The organism is Martinezella lusitana, assembly GCF_010668395.1.
Taxonomy (GTDB): Bacteria; Pseudomonadota; Alphaproteobacteria; order Rhizobiales; family Rhizobiaceae; genus Rhizobium; species Rhizobium lusitanum_A.
The window spans coordinates 361,972-378,871 of sequence record NZ_WUEY01000006.1 but is presented as its reverse complement, the minus strand read 5'-3'; the positions used below and the strand labels follow the sequence as shown (position 1 = coordinate 378,871).

General features: G+C 60.9%; 15 protein-coding genes. 8 read left to right on the top strand and 7 right to left on the bottom strand.

The features are described from left to right. Nucleotides 1-1,043 (top strand): iron-containing alcohol dehydrogenase (locus tag GR212_RS16995; protein ID WP_163987741.1); only part of this gene is annotated, 1,043 nt, incomplete at its 5' end. A 118-nt stretch (nt 1,044-1,161) separates the two neighbouring features. On the opposite strand, the gene GR212_RS16990 is transcribed toward GR212_RS16995, so the two are convergent. Continuing rightward, the gene (locus tag GR212_RS16990; protein ID WP_163987740.1) at nt 1,162-2,592 is read right to left on the bottom strand and encodes a L,D-transpeptidase; all 1,431 of its coding nucleotides are present in this window, start codon (nt 2,590-2,592) and stop codon (nt 1,162-1,164) included. Between the two features lie 216 nt (nt 2,593-2,808). Between GR212_RS16990 and GR212_RS16985 the strand changes: the two genes are divergently transcribed. The 3 genes from GR212_RS16985 (at nt 2,809) to GR212_RS16975 (ending at nt 4,489) form a co-directional block, all read left to right on the top strand. Continuing rightward, nucleotides 2,809-3,648, top strand: a complete 840-nt coding sequence (locus tag GR212_RS16985; protein ID WP_163987739.1) for a DUF4432 family protein — start codon at nt 2,809-2,811, stop codon at nt 3,646-3,648. 72 nt (nt 3,649-3,720) lie between these two features. Continuing rightward, nucleotides 3,721-4,059, top strand: coding sequence for a TIGR01244 family sulfur transferase (locus GR212_RS16980; protein ID WP_163987738.1), 339 nt, complete (start codon nt 3,721-3,723; stop codon nt 4,057-4,059). An 88-nt stretch (nt 4,060-4,147) separates the two neighbouring features. Beyond that, entirely contained in the window at nt 4,148-4,489 is a 342-nt protein-coding gene (locus GR212_RS16975; RefSeq protein WP_015340385.1) for a RidA family protein, read from the top strand. A 39-nt stretch (nt 4,490-4,528) separates the two neighbouring features. On the opposite strand, the gene GR212_RS16970 is transcribed toward GR212_RS16975, so the two are convergent. The 4 genes from GR212_RS16970 to GR212_RS16955 are packed head-to-tail and all read right to left on the bottom strand — an operon-like array spanning nt 4,529 to nt 9,311. Beyond that, nucleotides 4,529-6,187, bottom strand: coding sequence for a thiamine pyrophosphate-binding protein (locus GR212_RS16970; protein ID WP_163987737.1), 1,659 nt, complete (start codon nt 6,185-6,187; stop codon nt 4,529-4,531). After that, the gene (locus tag GR212_RS16965; protein ID WP_163987736.1) at nt 6,184-7,386 is read right to left on the bottom strand and encodes a CaiB/BaiF CoA transferase family protein; all 1,203 of its coding nucleotides are present in this window, start codon (nt 7,384-7,386) and stop codon (nt 6,184-6,186) included. Before GR212_RS16965 ends, GR212_RS16970 begins: the two co-directional genes overlap by 4 nt. Nucleotides 7,387-7,400: 14 nt before the next feature. Further along, nucleotides 7,401-8,360, bottom strand: coding sequence for a DMT family transporter (locus GR212_RS16960; RefSeq protein WP_163987735.1), 960 nt, complete (start codon nt 8,358-8,360; stop codon nt 7,401-7,403). Between the two features lie 18 nt (nt 8,361-8,378). Next, entirely contained in the window at nt 8,379-9,311 is a 933-nt protein-coding gene (locus GR212_RS16955) for an alpha/beta fold hydrolase (protein WP_163987734.1), read from the bottom strand. Nucleotides 9,312-9,477: 166 nt separating this feature from the next. Between GR212_RS16955 and GR212_RS16950 the strand changes: the two genes are divergently transcribed. From GR212_RS16950 to metF, 4 genes are all read left to right on the top strand, one after another. Further along, nucleotides 9,478-10,224 (top strand): ribonuclease T2 family protein, encoded by a 747-nt coding sequence (locus tag GR212_RS16950; protein WP_163987733.1) that lies wholly within the window; start codon nt 9,478-9,480, stop codon nt 10,222-10,224. 125 nt (nt 10,225-10,349) lie between these two features. Next, a complete protein-coding gene (gene ettA, locus GR212_RS16945) occupies nt 10,350-11,999 on the top strand; it encodes an energy-dependent translational throttle protein EttA (protein WP_163987732.1) in 1,650 nt (549 codons plus the stop codon). A gap of 189 nt (nt 12,000-12,188) precedes the next feature. Continuing rightward, nucleotides 12,189-13,214 (top strand): ArsR/SmtB family transcription factor, encoded by a 1,026-nt coding sequence (locus GR212_RS16940; protein ID WP_163987731.1) that lies wholly within the window; start codon nt 12,189-12,191, stop codon nt 13,212-13,214. 1 nt (nt 13,215) lies between these two features. Further along, nucleotides 13,216-14,118 carry a methylenetetrahydrofolate reductase [NAD(P)H] gene (gene metF, locus GR212_RS16935; RefSeq protein ID WP_163987730.1) on the top strand — a complete coding sequence of 301 codons (903 nt, stop codon included), beginning with the start codon at nt 13,216-13,218 and terminating at the stop codon, nt 14,116-14,118. A gap of 381 nt (nt 14,119-14,499) precedes the next feature. Here the strand turns inward: metF and GR212_RS16930 are convergent, their stop codons facing one another. Then, on the bottom strand, nt 14,500-15,426 hold the full coding sequence (locus GR212_RS16930; protein WP_163987729.1) for a DMT family transporter: 927 nt from the start codon (nt 15,424-15,426) through the stop codon (nt 14,500-14,502). Between the two features lie 162 nt (nt 15,427-15,588). Then, the gene (locus GR212_RS16925; RefSeq protein ID WP_163987728.1) at nt 15,589-16,833 is read right to left on the bottom strand and encodes a lytic murein transglycosylase; all 1,245 of its coding nucleotides are present in this window, start codon (nt 16,831-16,833) and stop codon (nt 15,589-15,591) included. Between the last annotated feature and the right edge of the window lie 67 nt (nt 16,834-16,900).

The following is a 16,900-nucleotide window of genomic DNA, read 5'->3' as shown; positions in this document are numbered from 1 at the left end:
CGCTTCTGGTCACTGACCGGGGACTTGCCTCGATGGCGATCACCAAGACGGCTCTGGACATTCTCGAGGATGCGGGTCTCGGCCGTGCGCTCTTCGCCGATGTCGATCCGAACCCGAACGAGAAGAATCTCGAAGCCGGCGTCAAGGCATTCAAGGATGGCGGCCATGACGGCGTCGTCGCCTTCGGCGGCGGCTCCGGCCTCGATCTCGGCAAGTGCGTCGCCTTCATGGCAGGCCAGTCGCGCCCGGTCTGGGATTTCGAAGATATCGGCGACTGGTGGACCCGCGCCAGCGTCGAGGGCATTGCGCCGATCGTCGCCGTGCCGACAACGGCCGGCACCGGCTCCGAAGTCGGCCGCGCCAGCGTCATCACCAATTCCGCGACGCATGTTAAGAAGATCATCTTCCATCCGAAGTTCCTGCCCGGCGTCGTCATCGCCGATCCCGAGCTGACGGTCGGCATGCCGAAGGTCATCACGGCAGGCACCGGCATGGATGCCTTCGCTCATTGCCTGGAAGCCTATTCGTCGCCGTTCTATCACCCGATGTCGGCCGGTATCGCGCTGGAGGGCATGCGGCTCGTCAAGGAATTCCTGCCGCGCGCCTATCGCGAGGGAACGGATCTCGAAGCGCGCGCCAACATGATGAGCGCTGCCGCCATGGGCGCCGTCGCTTTCCAGAAGGGTCTCGGCGCCATCCACGCGCTCTCGCACCCGATCGGCGCCGTCTACAACACGCATCACGGCATGACCAATGCCGTCGTCATGCCGGCAGTCCTGCGCTTCAACCGCAAGGCCATTGAGGACAAGATCGCGCGTGCGGCAGCCTATCTCGGCATCGCCGGCGGCTTTGACGGCTTCTATGACTATGTGCTGAAGCTGCGCGCCGAACTCGGCGTTCCGGAAAGCCTGTCTGCCATGGGCATCGCGCCCGACCGTATCGACGAGCTCTCCGCCATGGCGATCGAAGACCCGAGCGCCGGCGGCAATCCGGTGCCGATGACGCTGGAAAACACCAAGGCTCTCTTCCGGGATTGCTTCTGACGAGTTGCTTGATTTGGGGCGCGCTCGACCAAAGTCGCAGCGCGTCCACTGAATATGGAGAATAAAAAAGCCGCCGGGAGTTACCCGGCGGCTTTTTTGTTGGCACCATGTCCGTCAATCAATCGACAAATTCGACGACCACGCCGGGCTTGACCATTTTAGCCAGCTCGGTCGCATCCCAGTTGGTGAGACGAACGCAGCCGTGGCTCTGCGACTTGCCGATCCTCGAAGGATCCGGCGTGCCGTGAATACCGTAGGTCGGCTTCGACAATGCCATCCACACAGTACCGACCGGACCGTTCGGGCCGGGCGGAATGTCGAGGACCTTATCGTTGGCGCCCTGCTTGAAATTGATCTTCGGATTGTAGGTATAGCCGGGATTGAACGCCACGCGCTCGACCGTGACCGTGCCGGAGGGCGAGGGCGTGTCGGCCGAACCGATGCTGGCCGGATAGGCTGCAATCAGCGTGCCGTTGGCGTCATAGGCGAAAACCTGCTTGCGGCCCTTGTCGGCGAGGATCTTGGCGACCGTACCGGTCTTGCTGGCGCCGGTATTGACGACCTTGATCGTCGTGCCGGGCACGGTGAAATCCACGCCCGGATTGAGCTCCTTCAGGTAGCCTTCATCCATGTGAAAGCGCTCTGCCAGCATTTCCGTTGTCGACGTATAGCCGAGCGAAGGCATCTGGGACTTCGCTGCATAATCTTCGGGGATGGATGCGACATAGGGGCCAGCCGCGTCGGCGGCCGTGATCGTGTAGTTGACGATCGGCATGCCGCCGGACATGCGAAGTTGCTCGAGGATCGTATCGGTATTGTTCGGATCGAGCGTCTGGCCGGTCATCTGCTGGTAAGCGTAGATCGCCTTGGTGACGTTTGCGCCCATGCGCCCGTCGATGGCACCCGGCGAAATGCCTTGCCGCGCGAGGAAGACTTCCAGCGCTGTGATTTCCATCTTCGACTTGCCCTTGAGCGTAATCACGGGCTCGGCCGGCGGCTTGCGGACGATATCCGGCGTTCCCTGCTGCGGATCTATCGACGCGTAGTCGCTGCCGTCCTGGTTCGCCTGACCTTGGCTTTCGTCCGGCAACGGCTGATTGTCGAGAGGCTGACGCTGGATATCACCGTCTCGCGGAATGCCGCCCGTCACCACGCCACGGTCCTGTTGATCGTAGCTGTCGGTGCGATATTGGCGGTAATCGCGGTAGTCACCGTTGCTGGAAAACTGCGTGTCTCCATAGCGGCCACCATCGCCATTGTCGCCATAGGCATCGCGAGCCGGTGCGCGCGGATAATAGGTGCTTGCCTTCATTTCCGTCGCGACGACGTTGCCATAGGCGTCGATCAGAACGCGCCGCCCGCGCCCATCCCGCGCCATGGAATATCCGCCCCCATAGGGGTACTGATCGAGGATTCGCCCGTCTGGAGTGACGAGTACCGTGTTGCCGTTTCCATTGCGGTAGTATTGTGCCTGCGCTTCAGTGAGCGCGAGCATGGACACGGTGGCAGTCATTGCCAGTACAAAACTCAATTTCACGAACCGGTTCACGTCTGTCGAATCCTCGGATGGTAGTTCGGCTGACACACACATGGCAATTTTGACGCCAGTATGGAAATTTAGATTATCATGCTGAATAAAATATAAAAATTTATGTGATCAAGCCTTCAAGTTAACTTTCGGTAAGCCAAATCACCGTTTATTTGCGCGACGCTTCATTATGGGACAACGCCTGCGCGTGGAGTCGATCAGGGAGGATTACGGAGAATGATAGATTTTGCCGCAGCCAAGGGGCCGAAACTGACGCTGGACGAGGGTTCCGTCCTGGATATCGGCGCCTGCGTCGTCGAAGGCAACAATCTTGCGCCCGGAAGCGCCGTTCCAGACGATGGCGATCCGCGTATCAGTCATTCCGTGGAAGGCTTCCTCTTCACCTGCGGGCCGGATCATATCCGCCATCCCGAGCCGATGTCCGGCGCGCATGAAGGCAAGCGCTATCCGCTGCATGGTTCCTTCGCATCTCATCCGGCCAAAATTCTCTGGACCAAATTCGAGAACGGCAATGCGGAATGCCGCGCCGATATCGATGTCGTCACGGCCGAGGGACGAACGGCGAGGCTGGAACGTCATTGGCGGATCGATGGCGAGACCGGCGAGGTTTCGCTGGCCGATCGCGTCGTCAATACGAGTGGCGAGGCTATGCCGGTCTTCCTGATGTACCACATGAATATCGGCGGCAAATGGTTCGACGGCGACACGCGCCTCACCGGACACATGCTGGAGAATGGCGGCTTTCCCTGGACCTTCGGCGAGGAGGGCGGCGATATTTTCTGCGTGCCGGCACAGGGCGAGGCAGAGGATTGGGCGCAGATCAGTCTCGGCCCCATCGCGGCCATCGGCGGCAAGTCCCTGAGGGTGCGTTTTGGCAGCGAAACGCTGCCGTTCCTGCAGGTCTGGCGCAATCAGCGCGCACCGGCGCATGTGCTCGGCATCGAGCCGGTTTCGCATCGGTGGGTGTCTCGCGCCGAGCTTGAGGAGGCGGGTGAGTTCAATATTCTCCAGCCCGGCGAAGCCCGCAATTTCATGCTCAACTTTGCCTTCGTTTGAGAGCGTGCCGTGGTTGACGCTTGCTCTATCGCGGCGTAGATCAAGGCCACGGTTTTAAAGAGGACATGAACCATGGATATCCGCCCGATCGATGACGAATACTCTGTATCCGGTCAGATCACCGTAGAAGATCTCGACCAGATCAAGGCCATGGGTTTCAAGTCGATCGTCTGCCATCGCCCGGATCATGAAAGCCCGGACCAGACGCCGTTCTCAGTGATAGAGGCTCGCGCCAAGGAACTCGGTCTCGAGATCACCCATGTGCCCGTCGGCCCGATGGGCGTCACCGAAGAGGCCGTCCAGGGTATGGTCGACGCGCTGGACGAATTTCCGCGGCCGATGCTCGGCTATTGCCGTTCCGGCGCGCGCTCGACGGCGATCTATCAGAAGACGCACCACATTCGCGGCTGATCAGCCATATTTCCAATCTTGAGATTGAAGGGCAAGCCAGGGGCGGGCCTTTCCGTCACTTGTCGAAGAACAACATCAGGAGAAAGCAATGAGCATCAAGCGTATCGACGTCGGCGCCCGCATGAGCGGCGCAGTCATCCACGGCAACACCGTCTATCTCGCCGGCCAGGTTGGCGAAGGCGAAAGCGTTACCGATCAGTGCAAGTCGGCTCTCGCTGAAGTTGACCGCCTGCTTGCAGCCGCCGGCTCCAACAAGTCGAAAATCCTGCAGACGCTCATCTATCTCTCCGACATTTCCTATTTCGCCGAAATGAACGCTGCCTGGGAAGCCTGGGTCGATCCGGCCAACACGCCGGCCCGTGCGACCAGCGAAGCCAAGCTTGCCGCGCCGAAGTACAAGGTCGAATTCATCGTGACGGCCGCGCTCTAAGTCGCGCCAGCGTGTTTTGGAAGGCCGGGGAGCTTGCGCTCACCGGCCTTTCGTTTGGGCGATTTCCGTCAGGGTACGCGAGGGCGTGATCGCTTCCGGGTCGAGCGCGATTTCGATGATGGCAGGCTTGCCGCTCGCGCGGGCCCGCTCGAACGCCGGACCGAACTCCTCCGTCGCCGTCACGGTTTCGCCGTGGCCGCCATAGGCGCGGGCAAGTGCCGCGAAATCCGGATTGTCGAGCGCCGTGGCGCTGACGCGGCCGGGATATTCCCGCTCCTGATGCATGCGGATGGTGCCGTACATGCCGTTGTTGATGACCAGCGTTATCAGCGGCAGGCCGTACTGGACGGCGGTTGCGAATTCCTGGCCGTGCATCATGAAGCAGCCGTCACCGGCAAAGCAGATCACCTCGCGCTCTGGAAAGAGCTGTTTTGCGGCAACCGCCGCCGGCAAGCCATAGCCCATCGAGCCCGATGCCGGCGCCGCCTGGGTGTTGAAGCGGCGGAAGCGATGAAAGCGGTGCAGCCAGGTCGCATAGTTGCCGGCGCCGTTGGTGAAGATGGTATCGAGAGGCGTGTTGGCTTCGATCCAGTCCATGATACGGCCCATGTGAACCGTACCCGGGCTTTTCTCCGGCGTTGTCGACCAGGCGAGATAGGCTGCGTGCATGCGCTCTGTTCGTTCCGCCCAGCGTGTCTCGACGGGCGCTTCGAGGTCGGCCAGCGCCGCAACGAAATCCGCGGGGCTGGCACAGATTGCCAGATCCGGGCGATAGACGTGGCCAAGTTCGGACGGATCGGGATAGATGTGGACGAACTGCTGGCGCGGGTAGGGGATATCGACCAGCGTGTAGCTGGAGGACGGCATCTCGGAGAGGCGGCCACCGAGAAGGATCAGCAGATCGGCGTCCTTGATCTCTTTCGCCAGCGCCGGGTTGATGCCGATACCGACATCGCCGGCGTAGTTCGGGTGCAGGTGGTCGAACAGCATCTGCCGGCGGAAGGAGCAGCCGACCGGCAGTTTGAAACGCTCCGCGAACTGGCGGATGCCGGCAACCGCGTCCTCGTTCCAGCGCGTACCGCCGAGGATGACCATTGGCCGTTCCGCAGCGGCCAGGCGCTGGCTGAGATCGGCGAGCTGGCCGCGGCCCGGATGGGCGGCGACCGGAACATAGGGGCGTGCTTGCGGAGCCTCGACCTCATCGCGCAGCATGTCTTCGGGCAGGGTCAGCACGACAGGACCGGGACGTCCCGATGTCGCCACCGCAAAGGCGCGGGTGACGAATTCCGGGATGCGGGCGGCATCGTCGATCTCGCCGACCCATTTGGCGAACTCGGTGAAGGCTCTGCGGAATTCCACTTCCTGAAAGGCTTCGCGTTCGCGGGCATCGCGCTGGACCTGGCCGATGAACAGGATCATCGGAATGGAATCCTGGCGGGCAATATGAAGGCCGGCGGATGCGTTGGTGGCGCCGGGGCCGCGGGTGACCATGCAGATGCCCGGCTCGCCGGTCAATCGGCCCCAGGTATCCGCCATCATGGCCGCGCCGCCTTCCTGGCGGCAGACGAGCACGTTGATGTCGCTGTCATGCAGCGCATCGAGCACGGCTAGAAAGCTCTCGCCCGGCACGCAAGAGATGCGCCGCACGCCATTTGCCTTCAAAGCCTCGACGATAAGTTGCCCGCCCGTTCGTTTCATGTCCTCGCCTTTCCCTCCAGTTCGGCCAATTCGGCCAGAACTTCCTCCTGATGTTCGCCGAGACGCGGGCTCGGCCGCGTATAGGTCAACGGTGTTTCCGACAGCACGATCGGCGTCCGCACGCTTGGGATCACGGTGCCTGCCGCGTCCTCGAGATCGATGCGCAAGCCGCGCGCCTTGATCTGCGGATCGGCGAACATGTCTTCGATCGTGTTGATGGCGCCGGCCGGAACGGCATTGGCTTCGCAGGCTTTCAGCAGTTCCGCCTTGTTCCATTCGAGCGTCTTTGCCGATACGAAGGCACGCACCTCGTTGCGGTTGGCGACGCGGGCCTTGTTGGTCGCATAGCGCTCGTCGTCGGCATTGGCGTCTACGCCGAGAATGGCGCACAGGCGGCGGAACTGCCCGTCATTGCCGACGGCAAGAATGAGATAGCCGTCTGCGGTGGGGACGACTTCATAGGGCGAAATATTGGGATGGGCGTTGCCGAGCCGCACAGGCGGTTTGCCCGATATCAGATAGTTCATGTTCTGATTGGCAAGCACGGCCGATTGCACATCGAGCAGCGCCATGTCGATGAGCTGTCCTTCGCCGTTCTTCAATGCGTGGATCAGGGCGGCCTCGATCGCCGAAACCGCGTAGATGCCGGTGAAGATGTCGGCAATCGCGACGCCCGCCTTCATCGGCTGCCCGTCCGGCTCGCCGGTGATCGACATGAAGCCGGACATGCCCTGGACGATGTAGTCGTAGCCCGCAAGGCCGGCATAGGGGCCGGTCTGCCCGAAGCCGGTGATCGAGCAATAGACGATGCGGGGATTGATCTTTTTCAGGCTTTCATAATCCAGCCCATATTTGACCAGGCCGCCGAGCTTGAAGTTCTCGATCACCACGTCGGCGGTCTTCACCAGCCGGCGGACCAGCTCCTGTCCTTCCTGGCTTCTGAGGTCGGCGGTGATGGAGCGTTTGCCGCGATTGGCGGAATGGTAGTAGGCGGCGGAGAGGTTTTCGCCGTCCTTGCCTTCGACGAAAGGAGGACCCCATTGGCGGGTGTCGTCGCCACCGTCGGGGTTTTCGACCTTGATGACGTCGGCGCCCAGGTCGGCCAGCATCTGCCCGGCCCAGGGGCCGGCAAGCACGCGGGCAAGCTCGATGACGCGAATACCGGAAAGCGGAGGTTTCTTGGTCTTTTTGTCTGTCATGTCCGTCCGCTCGCTCAGGGCGTGAATGCCGTTTCAGATGTATCGGATACCGGCTTGGAAGCAAAGCGCCGCTCACGCCAGAGAATGTAGAGGCCGGAGCCGATGATGATGAGGATGCCGAGCCATTTGATCGCATCCGGGAAATTGTCGAAGACGAGCCATCCGAAGATCGTTGCCGAGACGATCTCGAAATATTGCAGCGGTGCCAGCGTCGAAGCCGGCACCGCCCGATAGGCGTGTACCGTGAGAATGCCGGCCGCCGCTGCGGTGGCCCCGACGCCGAGCAGGTAGAGCATGGCCGCGAGGTCCGGCACGACAGGGTCGAGGATCGCAGATCCCGTCGCGCGGCCCAGGGCAAGCAGAATCAGGCTGAAGCCGGTGCCCCACAGCCCGGTCTGGAACTGCATCGACCATGCATCTTCACTGTGCGAGACGACACGCGTGATCATCACGTAGACGGCGATGCAAAGGGCGGTGACGACGGGCAGCAAAGCGATGAAGCCGACTTCCTGAAAGCTCGGCTGGATAATCAGCATCGCGCCAAAAAAGCCGACGGCGCAGGCGGTATAGCGTCGCCAGCCGATGGTTTCCTTCAGGAAGATGCTGCTGAGAATGGTGAGCATCATCGGCTCGACGAAAAAGATAGCGATGGCATCGGCAACCTCCATGACCTGCAGCGTGGTCACGAACGACACCATGGACAGCGTGAGCACGGCGGCGCGGATGGCATGCACGCCGCTGCGCCGCCACGTCCACACTCCCCATCTTTTGCGCATGGCCATCATCGGCAGCGCAAAGAGCGACTGGAAGATGAAGCGGGCGGCGGTGACTTCGGCCGGCGGAATCGTGGTTGCCGCAAGCTTGGAGAAGATGTCGATGATCGGCGAGAGGACGACGGAGAGAAACATCATCAACAAGCCGAAGGTCAGCTCCGATTGCGGCAATCGGGTAGAGGCGCCGCTGGAGGTGTTCATTGCAGAATTCCTTGAGAATCAATTCGTTGCCGTCACCTTCTTGCACCAGTCGGCAAAGCGGGAAATGGCTTGGTCGGCACCGATTTCGTTGAGCGTCTCGTGCCGCATGTCGGGGTGGATTTCGGTCGTGATATGAGAGAAGCCGGCTTTTTTCAAATGGTTCGCCAGCCAGGAAATCGCTTTCGCGTTGTCAGTTGCCGGATCCCTGCCGCCTCCGACGAGGTGGATCGGCATGTCGCGGCGGAGCCGGTCGAGATAGGTTTTTTGAGGCGCGCGGAAGGTAAGCTCGAATATGTCGAGCCACAGCGACACGGAGGCGTCGAAGCCGCAAAGCGGGTCGGCGATGTAGCCGTCTACTATTTCGGGGCGGCGCGAGAGCCAGTCGAACTCGGTGCGGCGGTTCGCGATCGATCGACCCCAGGTGCCGAAGGTCAGCTTCGGCAGTGGCCCGCTCGGAACGTCCGATCCCTTGAACATGCGCTCCGTCTTGAGGATGAGCTGGGCGGCGCGACCGGCGAGGCCCGGGTTGAAATTGGAATTCCAGACGGTAACGGCATCGAACTTGTCCGGATGCGTGACGACGGTGTTCAAGCTGATCAGTCCGCCCATGGAGTGGCCGAACAGGATGATCGGCAGGCCGGGATAAGCGCCTGCGGCAAGCTCGCGCATGGCCAGCACATCGGCGATGACCTGCTCGACGCCATTTCGTCTGGCGAAGCGCCCGAGCGGCGCATCGTGGGCAACCGTCTCGCCGTGGCCGCGATGATCATGGGCGTAAACGTGAAAGCCCTGGGCGGCCATTGCATCCGCAAAGGCTTCATAGCGGCGGGAGTGTTCGGCCAGGCCATGGGATATCAGAAGGATGCCGCGTGCATCGCTTGTTGCCGGCGAATGGTGATAGGCAATGGTCGCACCCGTTGGGCTCTCCAGGCGCTGCGTCTCGGCGAACATGCATTCGTTCCTCCCCATCTGGACGAAAGGTTATCATCCGTCGGATTGCAATGGATAGGTGCCGAAGCTCACAGAAATAAATCTTTCCGAGCGCTGCGATTCAGGATTGCACACGCCTGATCAAACTGCTTATTTGTTCCCATAATGTTCTAGTTGGAGGCAGGGAATGAAGCATTTGCTTCGAGTATTTGCGGTTGTGCTCCTTTCGGTCGGGACGGCGGCGGGCGCCATGGCGCAGGACCATAGCCGAGGGCGGACACGCTTTATCCTGGCGGCAAGCTGGGAGCCGGCATTTTGCGCGACGAACCAGAGGAAGGCCGAATGCCGGAACCAATCGTCGAGCAATTACGATGCGACGAATTTCTCGCTGCATGGCCTATGGCCGATGCGGCAGGAATATTGCGATGTTTCCGAGGACTTGAAGCAGGCGGATCGAAGCAGCGACTGGAAGGACCTGCCGACGGTGCAGCTGTCCCAAGACGTCAAGGCGAAGCTGGACAAGGCGATGCCGGGCACGCAATCCGGCCTTGAGCGGCATGAATGGATCAAGCACGGCACCTGCACGAAGCTTGGCGCCGACCAATATTTCTCCATCGCCGCGGGCCTGATCGCCGAACTCAATACGTCGGCGGTGCGCGACCTCTTCGCACAGAATTTGGGCAAGGAGCTCGATGCGGAAAGCATCAAGGCGGCCTTCGACCAGAGCTTCGGCGAGGGCGCCAATGCGCGCATCAAGATGAGCTGCCGTCGGGTTGGCGGCGTCAGGATGATTTCGGAGCTGACCATCGGTCTCTCGGAAGATGCGATCGATCCGCAGCAGGGAAGCGGGCCAAGGCTTGCCAAACTGATCCAGGGTGCGGGCAGCACCTCCTTCGGCTGCGACCGCGGCGTGGTCGATGCTGCCGGTTTCTGAGAAAATACGGCCTTTCTGACGCTGATAATGCCCTCGGACAAGGTTTCGCCGTTGCCCGAGGGCGGGGTTTCGCCTACATAGCGGCACAATTCGCAATGTTATCCGTCCGTGGAGTAACCCAAGCTATGGCACGTCAGTTTATTTATCATATGGCCGGACTGAATAAGTCCTATGGCGCCAAGAAGATCCTCGAGAATATCCATCTCTCGTTCTACCCCGATGCCAAGATCGGTATTCTCGGCCCGAACGGCGCGGGTAAGTCGACGGTGCTGCGCATCATGGCCGGCCTCGACAAGGAATACACCGGCGAAGCCTGGCTGGCCGAAGGCGCCACCATCGGCTACCTGGCGCAGGAGCCTCAGCTCGATCCCAACAAGACGGTTTTCGAAAACGTCATGGAAGGCGTTGCCAAGAAAACCGAAATCCTCAATCGCTACAACGAATTGATGATGAATTATTCCGACGAGACGGCGGACGAGGGCGCCAGGCTCCAGGACATCATCGACAGCCAGAATCTCTGGGATCTGGAAAGCCAGGTCGAGATGGCGATGGAAGCATTGTGCTGCCCGCCGCGCGATGCCGAAGTCACCAGCCTTTCCGGTGGTGAGCGCCGCCGTATCGCGCTGTGCCGCCTGCTTCTTTCGCAGCCGGATCTGCTGCTGCTCGACGAACCGACCAACCATCTCGACGCCGAGACCATTGCCTGGCTGGAAAAGCACCTGCGCGACTATCCGGGTGCCGTGATGATGATCACCCACGACCGCTACTTCCTCGACAATGTTACCGGCTGGATTCTCGAGCTCGACCGCGGCCGTGGCATTCCCTACGAAGGCAACTATTCCGCCTATCTGCGGGCCAAGGCCAAGCGCATGCAGCAGGAAGCCCGCGAAGAAGCTGGCCGTCAGAAGGCAATCAGCCGCGAACAGGAATGGATCGCCTCCAGCCCCAAGGCCCGTCAAGCCAAGTCCAAGGCGCGTATCAACGCTTACGAACAGCTGGTCGATGCTGCCGAGAATCAGCGTCCCGGTGATGCGCAGATCATCATTCCGGTCAGCGAGCGTCTCGGTCAGGTGGTGATCGAGATGGAGGGCATCACCAAGGGCTTCGAAGGCCGCACGCTGGTCAACGATCTGTCGATCAAGCTGCCGCCAGGCGGCATCGTCGGCATCATCGGCCCGAACGGCGCCGGCAAGACGACCCTGTTCAAGATGATCACGGGGCAGGAAAAGCCGGATTCCGGCACGGTCCGCATCGGCGAGACGGTGCATCTCAGCTATGTCGACCAGAGCCGCGATGCGCTTGACGGCAATAAAACCGTATGGGAGGAAATCTCCGGCGGCGCCGAAATCATCAAGCTCGGCAAGTTCGACATGAACTCGCGCGCCTATTGCGGCGCCTTTAACTTCAAGGGCGGCGACCAGCAGCAGAAGGTCGGCAATCTCTCCGGCGGTCAGCGCAACCGTGTTCACCTGGCCAAGATGCTGAAGGCTGGCGGCAATGTGCTTCTGCTCGACGAACCGACCAACGACCTCGATACGGAAACGCTGGGGGCTCTGGAAAGCGCTCTCGAAAGCTTCGCTGGCTGCGCCATCATCATTAGCCATGATCGCATGTTCCTCGACCGTCTGGCCACGCATATCCTGGCCTTTGAAGGCGAAGGCCATGTCGAATGGTTCGAAGGCAATTTCGAAGACTACGAGGAGGACAAGATCCGCCGCCTCGGCCCCGATGCCCTCAATCCGGGCAGCCAAGCGCACAAGCGACTGACGCGCTAAGCTTCGGTTTCGCTCTTCGAAAACCCCGGCTTGTCCGGGGTTTTTGTTTGCCCATCGGCGTAACCGGATATTCCGTTTTCGTCAGAAACTAACAGATTTCCGACGTCGAATTAACGTCGCGAGCGATTGGCTCTTGCAGATTGCGTCCAAATCACATAAAGATATCTTTATATCTTGATTGGGTGGCGGATGACGGATCTGGTTAAACTCGGCTTGGATGACGTGGTGGACGTGCTCAAGGCGGTCGGCGAACCGACGCGGTTGCGCCTGCTTGCGCTTCTTGCGGCCGGCGACCTGACGGTCACCGATCTTACCGAAATTCTCGGCCAGTCGCAGCCCCGCATTTCCCGGCATTTGAAGCTGCTCGGAGAGGCTGGCCTGATCGATCGCTATCAGGAAGGCGCCTGGGCCTATTTCCGCCTGAAGCAGGAGGGCAAGGCCGTCACGCTGGCGCGCGCTCTTCTGCGCCACACCGCCGAAAAGGATACGGTGCTGCTGCGCGACGGCGAGCGCCTTGATTCCGTGAAGCGTATTCGGGCTGAGCGCGCGCAGGCCTATTTCAGCCGGAATGCCGCCGAGTGGGATGAGCTGCGGCGCCTTCATGTCGCCGACGAGGATGTCGACGAGGCACTGATCGAGCTGATCGGTCCTCAGCCGATCGACTCCTTCCTCGATCTTGGGACTGGTACGGGACGGATGCTGCAGCTTCTGGCCGGCCACTATCGCCGTGCCATCGGCATCGATGCCAGCCGCGACATGCTGGCGGTTGCTCGCGCCAATCTCGATCGCGCCAATATCACGGCCGCATCGGTGCGCCATGGCGATATCTTCAACCTGCCGCTCGAGCAGCAGGATTTCGACCTGATCGCCATCCATCAGGTGCTGCACTTCCTCGATCAGCCGGAGATCGCCGTTAGCGAGGCCGCGCGAATGCTGCGGCCCGGCGGCCGGCTCGTCATCATCGATCTCGCGCCGCACGGGCTTGAATATCTGCGTGACGAGCATGCGCATCTGCGTCTCGGCTTCTCGCATCAGATCATGTCGGACTGGCTGAAGCTGGCAGGGCTGGATGTCGAGCGCGTGCAGGACCTTCATTCGGGGCGGGAAGGCGGTCAGGCGCTGACGGTCACTATCTGGCTGGCGCGTGATCCACGGCTGTTGATTGCAGCCGATCAGGACCGCCAGTCATCCCCCATTCTTGCCGGGAGAGTTTGATATGTCTTCGAGATCCGAAACCTGTAATGACGGTATCCGCATCTCTTTCGAGTTCTTTCCGCCGAAATCGGAAGAAGCCGAGCAACAGCTGTGGAACACCGTTGCAGATCTTAGCGATTGGGAGCCTGAATTCGTTTCCGTGACATACGGCGCAGGCGGCTCGACCAAGGCGCCGACGCTGTCTGCGGTGCGCAAGATGATCCATGAGACACCGTTTACGACCGCGTCGCATCTCACCTGCGTAGGCGCGACGCGCGAGGATACGCATCGGGTGATCGACGAGTTCCTTGCCGCGGGCGTTCGCCGCTTCGTTGCCCTGCGTGGCGATCCGCCCGGCGGTGTCGGCTCGGCCTATCAGCCGCATCCCGGCGGTTATGCCAATGCCGCCGAGTTGGTGGCTGCTTTGCGCGAGCGCGGCGATTTCGATATCTCCGTTTCCGCCTATCCGGAAAAGCATCCGGAAAGCCGCGACACGGCCGCCGACATCGATATGCTGAAGCGCAAGGCAGAGAATGGCGCCGACCGGGCACTCACCCAGTTCTTCTTCGATAATGATGCTTTCGAACGCTATCACGATCGTGCTCGCGCCGCCGGCATCAAGATCCCAATCGTGCCTGGCATCATGCCGATCCAGAACCTGACCCAGCTCAAGCGCTTTGCGGGAGCCTGCGGCACCAGCATTCCATCCTGGCTCGACGAGCGTTTCGACGGTCTGGACGAGGCTGTCGAGGAACGTGCCAGGGTTGCCGCCGATGTGGCTGCCGAGCAGATCCAGGACCTGATGCGCCGCGGCATCGATGAGTTTCATCTCTACACGATGAACCGTTCGGCGCTCGTTTCCGCCGTCCTTGAGCGGCTGGGCCTTCAGCGCAAGGTGGATGCCCGCGCCGGCGCCGCTGCCTGATCCCTTTGCGGACATGATTCATGAAAAAGCGCACGTCCAGACCGGACATGCGCTTTTTTAATGGAACAGGGTTTTGTTAGCTTTTCGGAGTTTGATCGTCTGCGGTTATCGCCAGGGCCATCAGATGAAAAGCATCGTCACGACGAAAACGAAGGCCGCACCGACCACAAGGACGTTGATGGATCGTGTCAATCCCATGTCTTCCTCCTCAGTCAGCCGTTAAATTTTATGTCGAAAATGTGTCGTTTGGAAAGAACATTCGATGCTGCGATGCGGTAGCCTTGTGTGGTCCTGATTCATGATTCCGCTATAGAGGCTTGAATTGACTTTGGAATTTCCAATCGTTCGCGATTGGCTCGGCTGTGAACAAACTGCACGAGTTCAAGCTCTGTTCGGGCGCAAACCGCCCTTGAGCCAGGCGTAGAGCCTTCCATCCAGGACCAATAAGCCTGCGGCGATCAACAGCATACCGGCGATTTCGGCAGGCCCAATCCGCTCATCCAGGAAGAGAAAGCCGAGCAGGAGCGCGCTCGGTGGTATCAGCAGCGTGACAAGCGAAGCATTGGTAGCGCCGGCGAGCTCGATGATGCGAAAAAAGAGGATATAGGCGAAGGCGGTCGAAAGCAGCGCCAAGCCGAGAATGGCGGCAATTGCCGTCAGCGGCGGAGTGGCAATCGTCCAGGGCTGGTCGACGATCAGGGCGGCCGGCAACATGATGAGCGAGGAGCCCGTCAGCTGTCCCGCCGCCACGACCGGCGGTGCGATGCCTTTGAAGCGCTTGGCGTAGATTGCCGCAAAGCCGTAGGAGATCGCTGCGAGGATTGGCAGCGATAGCGCCCAAAGGGGAACCGAACCGCTGCTGGTCACGCTCGGGCCGAGCAGCACCAGGGTTCCAAGCAGCCCTGTGAGACAGCCGACCAGCTTGGCGGATGTGAGGCGCTCGTCGGTCGTCAGCTGGTTGCCGATCAGAACGGTCCAGATCGGTGTCGTCGCGTTCGGGATGGATGCGAGGCCGGCGCCCATTTGCGTCTGGCCGCAAAAGATCAGCACATGCGGTACGGCGTTGTTGATCAGCCCCAGCAACAGAAACTGCGGCCAATGGCGCCGTAGCGACTGATAGATCCCGAGGCGGCCGGCAAGATAGAGATGCAGCGCCACGGCCGCGAGCGACAGGCGCAAGAGGACGAGGGTAAAGGGCGGAACGTGGTGAACGGCGATGCGGGCGAAGAAAAATGAGCCGCCCCAGATCAGCCCCAGCAGCAAAAGCAGCCCCCATGTCGAGGCGCTCATTCGGTTCTCGTCATTCATCGCAATGCTCTCCTCTTTCAGCCTGTCTAAACTGGAAGAGGCTGCTCCTCCACCCGTTTCCTGCGGCGGTATGCGATTGTGGATTCGTGTGAAGACGAGTGGTGAGCAGAAACAAAAAAAGGCGGCTTGGCGCCGCCTTTTCCGGTCGAGAGAGGAAGGAAATCAGAGGGCGTTGAGCAACGCCGAAGTCGCCCAGCCGTCGGCCGGCAGGCCCAGGCGGAACTGTTCCTTCTGGATGGCAACGCGCGTGCCCGAGCCGAGGATGCCGTCGATCTTGCCGACATCGTAGCCGCGTGCCACGAGTTTCGTCTGAAGCGCCTTCATGTCGACATCGTTCAGGCCCTGCTCAGGCGTGCCCTTGTTGTAGGGAGGAGCGCCGGAGAAACGCGTGGCAAAATAGGCGGCTGACGTCGTGTAGATGAACGACTGGTTCCATCCGAGATAGGTGTTGTAGTTCGGATAGGTCAGGAAAGCCGGGCCTTTGCGGCCCTGCGGCAGGATGAGGGCGGCCGGCAGCGAGGCGAAATTCGTATTGCCATCGCGTGGCTTGACGCCAAGCTTGAACCAGTCGCCGGCTGTGAGCGTACCGCCGATGCCGGATTTTTCCCATGGCAGATTGTCCGGTACAGCTACCTCCTGCAGCCAGGGCTGGTCACGTATGAAGCCGAGATGCTGGAGGAATCTCGCCGTGGTCAAAATGACATCGGGCGCGCTTGTCTTCAAATTAACGTGGCCGTCACCATCGCCATCCGTGCCGTAAGCAATGATGTCGGGCGGGAGCATCTGCGTCTGGCCGATTTCGCCGGCCCATGCGCCTGTCGTAGTCGCGGGATCGACATCGCCACGCTGTACCAATTCGATCAGCGCGATCAGGCGCGGGCGGAAGAACTCCGGCCGGCGGCAATCGTGGGCGAGAGTGACCAGGGCGTTGCGCGTGTTGAAGTTACCCTGCACGGCACCGAAGTCGGTTTCCATGGCCCAGAAAGCGGTGATGACGCCAGGCGGGACGCCATAGTCCTTCTCGGCCTTGGCGAAGACGTCGGCATACTGCTTGATCTTCTGGCGGCCGATATCCAGGCGACCCTGGCTGACCGTGCGCTGCGAGAATTCGAGGAAGGTCTGACGAAAGACGCCCTGGCTGCGGTCCATGGCGAGAACCTTCGGATCGATCTGCGCGCCGGCAAAGGTCTTATCCGCCGCTGCGGCATTCGCACCATCGGCGATGGCGTCGGCTTTCACACCGGCCAGGAAGGATGCGAGGTCGCCGTCGCAGGCCACTTTCGGAGTGGCGGCGCTGCTTGCGGGCGGTACTGTGGCTGGAGTCGCGCTCTGAGCTATCGCTGTACCTGTTATGGTTGAAGCGAAGAGCAGCGCAAGAGCGCTGCGTCGAATGGTGTGACGATCCATGAGCGATCCTTCCTAGGTGATAGAATAGGGTCGCTTTCACAGAAGATTGTGACATAAGCAAGAGTGA